Genomic DNA, 11,796 nt, shown 5'->3' with positions numbered 1-11,796 from the left:
CTCAATGCCTGAAATGTCTCACACCGGTAAACACCATGGCGATGCCGTGCTCGTCGGCGGCAGCGATGACATCGTCGTCGCGCATCGAGCCGCCGGGCTGGATGACGGCGGTGGCGCCGGCTTCGATCGCAGACAAAAGCCCGTCGGCGAAGGGAAAGAACGCGTCTGACGCGACAACAGAACCTTTGGTCAGCGGCTCGGCCAGGCCGGCAGCTTCGGCCGCGTCGAGCGCCTTGCGCGCCGCGATGCGCGAGGAATCGACCCGGCTCATCTGGCCGGCGCCGATGCCGACGGTGGCACCATCTCTGACGTAGACGATGGCGTTCGACTTGACGTGCTTTGCGATGCGGAAGGCGAATTTGAGATCGGCCATCTCGACCGGCGTCGGCGCGCGCCTTGTCACCACTTTCAGGTCGAGGTCATCGACAACCGCATTGTCGCGGCCCTGGACGAGCAATCCGCCGGAAACGGATTTCACGGTGGTGCCGGCCGAGCGCGGATCGGGCAGGCCGCCGGTGACAAGCAAGCGCAGATTCTTCTTGGCGGCGACGATGCGGATTGCTTCTTCCGAGGCGCCCGGCGCGATGATGACCTCGGTGAAGGTTTTGACGATCTCCTCGGCGGCTTCGGCATCGAGGGTACGGTTCATCGCGACAATGCCGCCAAAGGCCGACAACGGGTCGCAGGCAAGCGCCTTGGCATAGGCCGTCTTCAGCGAAGTACCCTCGGCGACGCCGCACGGGTTGGCATGCTTGATGATAGCGACAGCGGCGGAGCGCGCCGGGTCGAACTCGCCGACCAGTTCGAAGGCGGCGTCGGTGTCGTTGATGTTGTTGTAGGAAAGCTGCTTGCCCTGAAGCTGGCGCGCCGTCGCGACGCCCGGCCGCTTGTCGCCATCGACGTAGAAGCCGGCGCCCTGGTGCGGGTTCTCGCCGTAGCGCATCACCTGGTCCAGCCTGCCGCCGAAGGCGCGCCAGGTGGGATGCTCGATCTCCAGCGCCTCGGCGAACCAGCCGGAGATCGCCGCATCATAGGTGGCGGTTCGGGCAAAAGCCTTGGCCGCCAGCTTCTTGCGGAAATCCAGCGAGAGCGAGCCGAAATTCATCTCCAGGGCGTTGAGCACCGAGGCATAGTCTTCGGGGTCGGTGACGATGGCGACGTAAGCGTGGTTCTTGGCGGAAGCGCGGATCATCGCCGGGCCGCCTATGTCGATGTTCTCGACGATCGAGGCATAAGCAGCGCCGGAGCGGCGGACATCCTCGAATGGATAGAGATTGGAGACGACGAGATCGATCGGCTCGATGCCATGATCGCGCATCGCCGCGGCGTGTTGGGGATCGTCGCGCACGCCAAGCAGCGCTCCATGTACCGACGGATGCAGCGTCTTGACGCGGCCGTCCATGATCTCTGGAAAGCCGGTGAGGTCGGACACGTCGCGTACCGCCATGCCGGCCTCAGCGATGGCCTTTGCCGTGCCGCCGGTTGAAACCAGCTCGACACCGGCCGCGGCCAGCGCCCTGGCGAAGTCGATGAGCCCGGTCTTGTCGAAAACGGAAAGCAGCGCGCGACGCACGGGAACGAGATCGGGCGCGGGAATGTTCTTGGCGGCGACGGCCATGGGCTGGCGGCCTTTCACGGCTGGTTGGGAAAGTGTCGGCGCGCCGTAGCACATGACATCAGGAAATCAAGCCGCTAGAGCGACGTGCGTCCACTTGGACGCACAAAGTACGCTCTAACACTTTGATCTACGCATCGTGCTTTCCGAAAATCGATTCCGATTTCCGGGCCGATGCGTTAGAGCCTCCTTGCTCCAGGCTCAGACCATTCGCCACGGGCAGTTTCAGCTTTTTTCCGGATAGCCGGCGATGCCGGTCCGCGTCAGTTGCCAATGGACCTCGGAAATCTCCGATGCCTTGAACGCCAGTACGATCTGCCGGCTACGGCGCGGGCCGCCAAGGCCGGCGAAGTAGATGGATTCATCGACCTCGGGCGCCACTTCGGTACAGGTAAACACCCAGCTGTCGGCCTGGTCGGCGGCCAGTACCAGGCGGCCGTGCTCGTCCTGGAGCAGGCTTATGTCGGGATGGATGTGGAAGCGCACCGTGACGAAATCGCGGCCGTTGTTGCGGATCGCAGCATTGCCCGGCCGCAGAAAGCGATCCCTGCCGGCGAGCACATTGCCGTTCGCCGACAATTTCAGCTCGCGCTCATGCAGCAGGCCGAAGCGCGCGACATAGCCGTCGTGGCGGGCCAAAAACCCTTGGCTGCCCTGCTGGTCGGTGCGCTTGCAAGGCACATGCTGCGGGCCGCCGATCAACGGCGTGCCGAGCAGATCGTTGACGCGCAGCGAATGGCTGAAACGCGCCGACGACGTATCGTTGATGGTGGCGGTCGAATGGGCCGCGGTGGCGCGGGCAAGCGGCCGGAATTCGGCGGCGCCATAAGTGTCGACGCCGGCGTTGACGACATAATGCTGACGGCCGGAGGACAGCTCGAAGGCCAGGCATCCGGCGTGCGCCGCGTTGGAAACATCGATGGGGGGCGGCGGGCCGGTATCGGCGATCACGGTGACGCCGCCCATGGAAAGGCGCTCGTAGCCCGAATGCGGCGCGTGCAGCAACGGCGCGCCGGCGGTGTCGTCGTGGCGCAGAATGGTGGCGATGCGGTCGTGGATGGTCGCGCCCATGCCGTTGAAGCGGGCGAGGCTGCCGTCCTGGTGGCGAAAGAAGCGCAGCGCCGGCAGCATACGGTCGATGGCGCCCATCAGCGCAGGCGGCGGTGTTTCGGCTTGATTGGCATAAGTCTGGCGCAGCGGCAGAAGGTCGGCGAGGATTTCAAGAACGGCTATCGGATTGCGGGAAATATGGCCGCCATCCGGCAGGATCTGGCGGTCGAGCTCCTCGGCGAGATTGCGGGTCGCGCCGCGCAGCGTCGATGCCGACGCCGGCAGCGACAAGGCGGCGAAGGCGAGCGCGATGCGGGCGCGCAGCAGGTCCTTGCCGTCCGGCATCTCACGTGCCATCGCCCTGAGATAGCGTATCTGCACGGCCAGCGATTTCAGGAACGCCCGATAGAAGGGAAATTCAGCGCCCTGCAGCACCACCGAGGAATGCTGCAGCCAGGCAATGACGCGCTTGGCCGTCGTGCCGGGTTCCCAGGCAACACCGGAAATATGGCTGCCATGGATAGTGATCCAGTCGGAGACCAGCGCGCGGGCATTGGCGGCGGCGAGTTCGGTGCCGGCGGCGCGCATATGGCGCAGCCAGCGAAAGCCGTGCAGCGTCTTTTGCCAGCCGGGATTTTGCACGGCGATCTGGAAGGGCGACTTGCCGCCGGTTTCGACCAGATGTCCCGACAGCGGATAGCGGCCATAATAGATCTCGAGCGCGATCTGCGGGTCGGCCAGGCGCAGGTCCGGCGGCGCGATCAAAACGCGTTCCGGCGTGCGGCCGGAATAGCGCCAGCGATAGATCGGCCCGGCACGCAGGCGCCGGCGCGCCTTGCGCCAGAACTCCTTCGCGACAAGCGTCCATAGGCGCGTCGTGCTGCCGGCAGCGATCGCCAAAAGCCCTCCTCAAGTCCTCATCCGAGAACAAGCTTATATGATTCAAGAACTTATGCGAAGGCGAATTCAACGGAAGCCCTGGATATCAGCCTGTTTTCCGCAGGATTCTTCTACAACCAGTCGGCGAATTTTCCGCGTTAGGCGGCTCTGCGCATGCGGGCGGCGAAGAAGCCGTCCAGGCCTGACCGTTCCGGTGTGCCGAGTTCAAGATCGGCGGGCGTGGTGCGCAGCGTGCCTTGCGGGGTCAGGAAGGGATCGATGCCGGCGATCTCGCCTGGGCGGAGCGGATCATCGACAATGTCCGCCGTGCCGGCGAGGAAGGCCCGGTGAAGCGCCTCGCCTTCGAGCGGGTCGAGCGAACAGTTGGAAAAGACGATGCGCCCTCCGGGCCTAACCAGGGTGACGGCGCGAGCGAGCAGCCTTCGCTGCAGATCGGCGAGCTTTTCGACGTCGGCCGCTGTCTTCGTCCAAGGCACGTCGGGATGCCGCCGCACGGTGCCGGTCGAAGAACAGGGTGCGTCGAGGAGAACGGCGTCGAACAGTTGTTTCTGCTCGTATTTGAGCAAATCGGCCTGGACGATCTCTGCGGACAGACCGAGCCGTTCGAGATTCTGCGAAAGCCGCGCCAGCCGGTTTTTTGAGGAATCGATCGCGGTGACCTCGGCGCCGCCGAGAATGAGCTGAGCGGTCTTGCCGCCAGGGGCGGCACAGAGGTCGGCAACGCGCAACCCCCTTATGTCGCCCAGGAGTCGGGCCGGAAGGCTGGCGGCGGCATCCTGAACCCACCAGGCGCCGTCTTCGAAACCGGGCAGCTCGGTAACCGAGGCGCTGAGCTTTTCCACCCGTACCGTGCCGGTCGGCAGCACAATGCCGCCGAGCCGCTCGGCCCACAGCGCCGGATCGGACTTGACGGTGAAATCGACCGGCGCCTCGTACCGATGGGCAGCGAGGATTTGCCTGGCCTTGTCGACGCCGTAGGCAGCTTTCAGGCGGTCGGAAAACCATTTCGGCGCTTCGTCGGTAGCGGCAAGCGCTGCGGCCAGTTCTGTCTCCTTGGATCGGGCCAGCGTGCGCAGCACGCCGTTGACGAGACCGGAAAAGCGCACCGTGCGCGGATCCGACTTGGCGTGGGTCACGGCAAGGTCGACGGCGGCGCTGTCGGGAATGTCGAGGAACAGGATCTGCGCCGCCGCCACATGCAGAATATGCGAAAGCGCGGTGGCGTTGGGCGGCAGCGGCTTTTCCAGCCGACGCCCCAGCAGCCCCGATATGGTCATGCGGAAACGCAGCGCAGTGACCAGTATGGCGCGCACCAGCGCCCGGTCGCGCAGGTCGAGCGCCTTGTATTGCGGATGGCCGTTCTCGTGGTCGGTCAGCCCGTCGAGCGGCGTCTTGGCATCGATGACGGCGGCAAGCAGCCTTGCTGCCGCCTTGCGCGCCGCAAGGCCGGCAACGGGCTCGCCGGGGCTCACCGCATAGTTTTCGTGATCGCCTGAAATTCGATGTCGGCGTTTCGCTTCGCTCACGACCACGGGCCCTTGGGTCCGGTCGGATTGCGGCCCCAGGGATTGGATTTCGGCCGGGCCGGTTGCGCCGGCGGCTGCTCAGGCTGCTGGCCTGCCTTCCCCCACGGGCCGGATGGCTGCTGCTCGCCAGCCTGCTTTGGCATCGGAGTTTGCGGCCGCGGCGGGGCGGATGCGCCACCAACCGTCATGTCCCGCGCCATCGCCTGCAGGGCTGCGATGCGGTTATCGGTGTTTGGGTGGGTGGAAAACAGACTGTCCATGCGCTCGCCGGATAGGGGATTGATGATGAAGAGGTGGGCGGTCGCCGGATTGCGCTCGGCATCCGGGTTGCGGATGCGTTCGGCGCCGCGGGCGATCTTGTCAAGCGCCGAGGCAAGCCAGAGTGGCTGTCCACAGATTTCGGCACCGCGCCGGTCGGCCTCATACTCGCGGGTGCGGCTGACCGCCATCTGCACGATCATGGCCGCGAACGGCGCCACGATCATCGCCACCAGCACGCCGACAAAGCCGAACGGATTGTTGTTGTCGCGGTTGCCGCCGAAAAAGAAGGCGAAATTGCCGAGCATCGAGATCGCGCCGGCAAGCGTGGCGACGATCGTCATGGTCAGCGTGTCGCGGTGCTGCACATGGGCGAGCTCGTGCGCCATCACCGCGGCGACCTCTTCAGGCGACAGCTGCTGCAACAGTCCGGTGGTGGCGGCGACCGCGGCATTCTGTGGGTTGCGGCCGGTGGCGAAGGCGTTGGGCTGCGGGTTGTCGATCAGATAGGTTTTCGGCATCGGCAGGCCGGCCTGTTTGGCCAGGCTCTGCACGATGGCGTAATATTCCGGCGCGTTCCTTTCGTCGACCTCGACGGCGCGGTTCATCGACAGCACCATCTTGTCGGCGTTCCAATAGCTGAACAGGTTCATGCCGGCGGCAATCAGCAATGCGATCACCATGCCGCCCGATCCGCCGATCATATAGCCGACGCCCATGAACAGCGCAGTCATAGCGGCCAAAAGCATGGCGGTGCGAAGTGTGTTCATTGTCTGCTCCGTTTCTGCCTGCGCTGCGTAAAGGGAGTCGATCCTTGTCGACTGATCGCTATATGATGGGAAACACTGGCCCCTGTTTCAATTGGCGCCGGTTTCTCTGTCGGGAATATCGCATGATCGACGAATCCAGTAAAACGGGCCAAACCAGCAATACAAATGCCGATCCCGGCCACGATGCGCCGCGAAAGGCGCTGACGCCGGCAGCCCGCCGCGCTTTGGTGGAAGCGGAAGCACGGCGCGACCGCTATCGCCAGCAGGAAGCCGCGATGCCGCGGGAGGTTGGTGGCCGTGGCGGCAAGGAACCCGGCCGCTATGGCGACTGGGAGGTCAAAGGCCTGACCAGCGATTTCTAGGGCACGATGAGATTCAGGTGATGCCGGCCCGCGAATGGGCGGGCTCCTGCGCTTCCGGTACTCGTGTTGCCGATCACGCATCTCGGAGATTAGCGGGAACGCCCTTCCCATTCGTCATCCCGGGGTCTCCGCTACGTCGCTTCGCTCCTGCTCCGCCCCGGATGACGAAGCTGGGACGGCTTAGAAGGCTGCGGCCGCCAGTTGTTGCGGCTCAAGGGCGATCCAGCCGCGGTCGTCAACGGCGATGCCGATCGCATCGTAACCGGCGATCGCAGCATGCGGCGTTTGCAGCGGGTGCTGATGCGTGGCGCTGATCACCATGACACTAGCCCCTGCGGCCTCGGCCGCCGATATTCCGGCCGGCGCATCTTCGAAAACGAGGCAGTCGCGCGCGTCGACGCCCAGCTGCTCGGCCGCCAGCTGGAAGCAATCGGGCGCCGGCTTGCCTCGGGAAACATCCTCCGCTGCAACGAGCACGGCGGGAAGCGGGATACCGGCGGCCGCGATGCGCAGGAGCGCCAGTTCGCGCGGCGCGGAGGTGACGATGGCCCAACGCTCGGGCGGCAGCGACGCCAGAAACGCCGCGGCACCGGCGATCGGAAGGACACCGTCGACGTCGGCCACCTCGGCCTTCAAAAGCGCATAGGCTTCGCGCATCGGATCGACGCCTGGCAGCGCCAGTCGGGCGATGGTCTCGATCGCCCGCACGCCGTGGATCGTCGGCAGGAATGCGGCAACGTCGAGGCCTTGCCGGCGTGCCCAATCTGCCCAGACCCTTTCTGCCGCGGCAATCGAATTGACCACCGTGCCGTCCATGTCGAAAAGGAAGGCTGCGAATTTCTTGCCTGCGAACATCTGCTATTCCGGTTGTTTGGAGGGTCAAAGCCTGTCGACCGATCGTAACGTCGCTTCGGCTGCATGGGAAGGCGCGAGACCGCGTTTTCAACGATGCCAGGGAACCACGACGAGCCTCTCGCGTTCACCAGACTGTCTTCCATGACACTCAACGGGGGAACCGCGATGCTGATTAGGCTCGGCTACGAAATCGCCATCGATTGTGCCGAAGCCACCCCAGTGATTTCGCTGCTCGAGATCCACAAGGAGCGCCAGGCCGACATCAAGCGGCAGACGCGCGTGCTGACCTCGCCGTCCGTCCCAACCACGGTCTATCACGATCTTTATGGCAACACCTGCCGTCGCTTCACGGCGCCCGGCGGCGGCTTTCGCATTCTCTACGATGCCGTCGTCGAGGACAGCGGCGAGACCGACCAGGTCAACACACTGGCCAGGGAAGTGCCGGTGACGGAGTTGCCCGACGATGTGCTCTGCTATCTGCTCGGCAGCCGCTATTGCGAGACCGACCATCTCAGCGATCTGGCCTGGCAGGTTTTCGGTCCTGTTCCATCCGGCTGGGCGCGGGTGCAGGCGATCGTCGACTATGTCCATAATCGTCTGTCGTTCGGTTACGGCTATGCGCGCCCGACCCGCACGGCCGCGCAGGCACATGAAGAACGCGTCGGCGTGTGCCGCGACTTCGCTCATCTGGCGATCACGCTTTGCCGCTGCATGAACATTCCTGCCCGCTACGTGAACGGCTATCTCGGCGACATCGGTGTGCCGGTCGACCCGGCGCCGATGGATTTTTCGGCGTGGCTGGAAGTGTTCCTCGAGGGCAAATGGTACACGTTCGATCCCCGCCACAACATCCCGAGGATCGGCCGCGTCGTCATCGCGCGCGGCCGTGACGCGACCGACGTGCCGCTGCTGCACAGTTTCGGGCCGCACCGGCTCGGGCTGTTCAAGGTCTGGACCTACGAGCAGGAAAGCAACCTGTTCAACCCGCCCCATCGCGGCGTCGACAGGACCGTCAGCGCGCAGATGCTGGCGTAGGGACGAAAGCGCGAACGGCGGCGTCCCGTGTTTCCATAATCCGGGCTATCCTGCGGTTCTGATGCGCCTGATCCGCTCCGACACAGCATGGGTGTGCCGGATCGGGACCTAGTTCTTGAGCGCCACTGCACATGGCGGGGTTATGGTAAGCGCTTCGTAAACAAAACTGCCGCAGCGGTGTGTCGTTTACCGGCTGTTCACCTTATCGCATTCCGAAACCAAGCAGAAACAATGAGTTGACGACGAGCCGCTGGCGTTGGCCGCTTGGCGGCGCCGTTTCGGCCGGAATCCTGCAATGCGCCTCGCACGGCCTTGAGGTCGTGGCGAACGGAGGCGAAAGCATGCGGCATTTTGGGGGTCTTGTTGACGGGATCGGCGGCTTTGCCAGCGATCGAAGCGGAAACTTCGCGGTTCTGTTCGGCATGGTCGCGTCGGTGCTGGCGCTGAGCGTCGGCTTTGGCGTGAACGTTTCCCAGCTCTACAACGCCAAGTCGAGCCTGCAAGGTGTGGTCGATGCGGCGGTGACCTCGACGGCGCGCGACCTGACCACCGGCGTCATCAAGGAGGCCGATGCCAGCAAGTCGGTGCAGATGTTTCTCGACGCCAACAACGAGGCAGGCATCCTGCAGGCTGACGAGATCGTTCTCGACAAACTGACCGTCGACAGGACCGCCAAGACCGTCCAGGCGGACGTCCACGTCAACGTCGGCCTTTATTTCCCGTTTTTCAGCATGGGCGATACGCGGCGTGTCGCGGCGTCGACCACGGCGCTCTATTCGGACAAGCAGATCGAAGTGGCGATGATGCTCGACGTGACCGGATCGATGGCGGCCAGCTGGTATAAGAAGACCGACAAAATTGGCGACTTGCGGACTGCGGCCTCGAAGGCAGTGACCGATCTGCTTAAATGGAACCGCGACAAGACCAATCCCCGCATACGCGTTGCGGTCGTTCCTTACGCCGAAGCCGTCAATACAGGCGGCCTGGCCAGCACGGTGTTCGTGGAGACGGAACATGGGCCAAGGGTACCGCCGCCAATCGACGCTGCGGTTTCGGCATCGTTGACGCTGGGGCGTGATAAATGCGCCACCGAGCGCAAGGACAAGGATGGCTACGCCGACTATTCTTCCGACGGGCCTTATACGCGGCGCCAGGACAATAATGGTAAAACCTATCTGGCCAAAGTGAATCGGGACTACGATATGGGCAATTGCCCGTCTGCCGCGCTTATCCCCCTGACGGCCGACGAAGACAAATTGCTCACGACAATCGCCCATTTTCAGGCGGACGGCGTCACGGCCGGTGGTATCGCCGCGCAGTGGGGTTATTATATGCTTTCGCCGTCGTGGCGCTCGGCGATTGCCGATGCCGGTCTGGGTGCCGGTCCCGCCAATTTCGACAGCAGAAGAGTGGCCAAGGTCGCCATCCTGATGACCGACGGCCAGTTCAATACTGCCTTTGCCAAGGGGCGTGGGACGCCCAGGTCACAGGGTCAAGGCCAGATCTCAAGAAACAATGCCGAAGCCATCTGCGATAACATGAAGCGCGATGGGATCGAAATCTTCACGATCGGCTTCGATCTGAACGATCCGACCATGACGGTGAACGAGAGGGACCAGGCCAAGAGCGTGCTCAAGAACTGCTCCACGGCGGACACGTCCTCGCTGAAGCACTATTACGAGGCTGCCACAGGCACGGAATTGTCCGCCGCCTTCGACGAGATCACCGGAAATATCGAGAAGCTTACCATCAAACGCTGATCTACCCCTCGTTCGGGCCCGATACGCGAATTCCAACAAGGAAAAGGCCGCCGCTTCTTTCGAAGCCGGCGGCCTTCCGTGTTTCCGTCCATGGCGCGGCTCATGGCGGCGACGTTTTACGTCACCCGCCGCGCATCTCGCGCCTTAACGGGAAGACTGCTTCCCGAAAGTGCAATCCGCTGAGGCCACGTTCTGGAAAACGAAATCACTCGACATCGGATCACCTCCTTTCGATTTGTTGAACACACACTCATGATGGGGTGTCGGTCGGCAAATGGCAAGGCGCGATGGTGAAAATGCCGCGCAAGCGTGTCGCTAGCGGCTTGCGACGATCCGATCGGACAGGCAAAGTCGGCGTAGGGTCGCCAGCGTGCCAACAGGGGAGGACCAGGGATGGAGGCAGCCGAAAGAGCCGCGCGGATCGTTCGAACCGTCATCGAAACGCTAAAGCCCGGTTTCGCGGTCAAGCTGTGGACCGGCGAGCGGATCGGGCCCGCCACCGGCCCCGTGCTCACCATCAACGACCAGGACATCGTCTGGCAGGTGATGCGCCGGCCCAACCTCTCGACGCTGATCGAAATGTGGATTTCCAAGACCATCGACGTGGAAGGCGGATCGCTGTTCGATTTTTACGCGCTGCCTTCCCAAGGCAAGCTCCGGACAAAGCTAAAGTCGCTGCCCAAGCTTGCGGTCCTGCGCGACCTGCCGGCCGTGCTGTTTTCGAGAAAGCAGATGGCGGCGCGGACCGACCTTTCCGGGCGCAATCCTTTCGTCAGCGGGTCGAACAGGCAAGCGATCCAGCACCACTACGACATTTCGAACGCCTTCTACCGGCTCTTCCTCGACGAACGTATGGTCTATAGCTGCGGCTATTTCACCGATTTCGCCAACGGCATCGACCAGGCGCAGGAAGACAAGCTCGACCACATCTGCCGCAAGCTCAGGCTGAAGCCCGGCGAAAGGCTGCTCGACATCGGTTGCGGCTGGGGAGCCATGCTCATCCACGCCGCGAAAAATTACGGCGTCGTCGGCCACGGCGTTTCGCTTTCGGAAGCCCAGACCCAACTCGCCCGCGAGCGTATCCGCGCCGAGGGGCTGGAGGATCGCATCACCATCGAGATAAAATCCTACGCCGAGCTGTCCGGCTCCTTCGACAAGATATCGTCGATCGGCATGTTCGAGCATCTGGGGCTCGCCAACCACGCCACCTATTTCTCGACCATCCATCGCCTGCTCAAACCGGGTGGCATCTATCTGCACCACGCCATCACCCGGCGCGACAAGGGCAACATCAAGAAGACCCTGCGCAAGGGTCCGGAATTCAAGGCGCTGATCAAATACATCTTTCCTGGCGGCGAGCTCGACACGATCGGCATGACGCTCGGCAATCTCGAAGCGCACGGCTTTCTCGTCTGCGATGTCGAGAATCTGCGCGAGCATTACGCCCGCACCTGCCGCCTGTGGGCTGAGCGCCTCCACGCTCGTTTCGACGAAGCGATCGCCGAGGTCGGCGAAGCCAAGGCGCGCCTCTGGCTGCTTTATCTCACCGGCTGCTCGATCACCTTCGAACGCGCTTCGGCGCAGATATTCCAGACCGTCGTAACCAAGCGGGCGCGGGGACCAAGCGGTCTGCCGCCAACGCGGGCGGATTTGTATCGGTAGCGC

The 11,796-nt window shown here is 63.5% G+C and carries 9 protein-coding genes; 4 read left to right on the top strand and 5 right to left on the bottom strand.

Features of this window, described 5'->3' with window-relative positions:
• Position 1: 1 nt before the first annotated feature.
• The 4 genes from purH to htpX all read right to left on the bottom strand — a co-directional run bounded on the left by purH (position 2) and on the right by htpX (position 6,119).
• Positions 2-1,618: a bifunctional phosphoribosylaminoimidazolecarboxamide formyltransferase/IMP cyclohydrolase gene (purH, locus tag NKH73_RS04325; protein ID WP_352928433.1), complete on the bottom strand. Its 1,617-nt coding sequence runs from the start codon at positions 1,616-1,618 to the stop codon at positions 2-4.
• 222 nt (positions 1,619-1,840) lie between these two features.
• A complete protein-coding gene (locus tag NKH73_RS04320) occupies positions 1,841-3,565 on the bottom strand; it encodes a heparinase II/III family protein (protein ID WP_352928431.1) in 1,725 nt (574 codons plus the stop codon).
• Between the two features lie 137 nt (positions 3,566-3,702).
• A complete protein-coding gene (locus tag NKH73_RS04315) occupies positions 3,703-5,097 on the bottom strand; it encodes an RsmB/NOP family class I SAM-dependent RNA methyltransferase (RefSeq protein WP_352928429.1) in 1,395 nt (464 codons plus the stop codon).
• Positions 5,088-6,119: a zinc metalloprotease HtpX gene (gene htpX, locus NKH73_RS04310; protein ID WP_352928427.1), complete on the bottom strand. Its 1,032-nt coding sequence runs from the start codon at positions 6,117-6,119 to the stop codon at positions 5,088-5,090. Before htpX ends, NKH73_RS04315 begins: the two co-directional genes overlap by 10 nt.
• Before the next feature lie 122 nt (positions 6,120-6,241).
• Here htpX and NKH73_RS04305 point away from each other — a divergent pair, with 122 nt between their 5' ends.
• Entirely contained in the window at positions 6,242-6,481 is a 240-nt protein-coding gene (locus tag NKH73_RS04305; protein ID WP_352928425.1) for a DUF1674 domain-containing protein, read from the top strand.
• Positions 6,482-6,661: 180 nt separating this feature from the next.
• On the opposite strand, the gene NKH73_RS04300 is transcribed toward NKH73_RS04305, so the two are convergent.
• Entirely contained in the window at positions 6,662-7,336 is a 675-nt protein-coding gene (locus NKH73_RS04300; protein ID WP_352928423.1) for an HAD-IA family hydrolase, read from the bottom strand.
• Positions 7,337-7,501: 165 nt separating this feature from the next.
• On the opposite strand from NKH73_RS04300, the gene NKH73_RS04295 reads away from it, so the two are divergent.
• The 3 genes from NKH73_RS04295 (at position 7,502) to NKH73_RS04285 (ending at position 11,793) form a co-directional block, all read left to right on the top strand.
• A complete protein-coding gene (locus NKH73_RS04295) occupies positions 7,502-8,371 on the top strand; it encodes a transglutaminase-like domain-containing protein (protein ID WP_352928421.1) in 870 nt (289 codons plus the stop codon).
• Positions 8,372-8,712: 341 nt separating this feature from the next.
• Positions 8,713-10,131 carry a pilus assembly protein TadG-related protein gene (locus NKH73_RS04290; protein ID WP_352928419.1) on the top strand — a complete coding sequence of 473 codons (1,419 nt, stop codon included), beginning with the start codon at positions 8,713-8,715 and terminating at the stop codon, positions 10,129-10,131.
• 393 nt (positions 10,132-10,524) lie between these two features.
• The gene (locus NKH73_RS04285; RefSeq protein WP_352928417.1) at positions 10,525-11,793 is read left to right on the top strand and encodes a class I SAM-dependent methyltransferase; all 1,269 of its coding nucleotides are present in this window, start codon (positions 10,525-10,527) and stop codon (positions 11,791-11,793) included.
• Positions 11,794-11,796 lie beyond the last annotated feature (3 nt).

The sequence above is a fragment of the Mesorhizobium sp. M0938 genome, from assembly GCF_040319125.1.
GTDB classification, from domain to species: Bacteria; Pseudomonadota; Alphaproteobacteria; order Rhizobiales; family Rhizobiaceae; genus Mesorhizobium; species Mesorhizobium robiniae.
The sequence above is the reverse complement of the archived record's forward strand: the minus strand, read 5'-3'. Positions and strand labels throughout refer to the sequence as shown.

What these genes read in the sequence shown, in the direction of transcription:
- purH (WP_352928433.1), bottom strand. Translation starts at nt 1,618, where the DNA reads ATGGCCGTCGCCGCCAAGAACATTCCCGCGCCCGATCTCGTTCCCGTG.
- htpX (WP_352928427.1), bottom strand. Translation starts at nt 6,119, where the DNA reads ATGAACACACTTCGCACCGCCATGCTTTTGGCCGCTATGACTGCGCTG.
- NKH73_RS04305 (WP_352928425.1), top strand. Translation starts at nt 6,242, where the DNA reads ATGATCGACGAATCCAGTAAAACGGGCCAAACCAGCAATACAAATGCC.
- NKH73_RS04300 (WP_352928423.1), bottom strand. Translation starts at nt 7,336, where the DNA reads ATGTTCGCAGGCAAGAAATTCGCAGCCTTCCTTTTCGACATGGACGGC.
- NKH73_RS04295 (WP_352928421.1), top strand. Translation starts at nt 7,502, where the DNA reads ATGCTGATTAGGCTCGGCTACGAAATCGCCATCGATTGTGCCGAAGCC.
- NKH73_RS04290 (WP_352928419.1), top strand. Translation starts at nt 8,713, where the DNA reads ATGCGGCATTTTGGGGGTCTTGTTGACGGGATCGGCGGCTTTGCCAGC.
- NKH73_RS04285 (WP_352928417.1), top strand. Translation starts at nt 10,525, where the DNA reads ATGGAGGCAGCCGAAAGAGCCGCGCGGATCGTTCGAACCGTCATCGAA.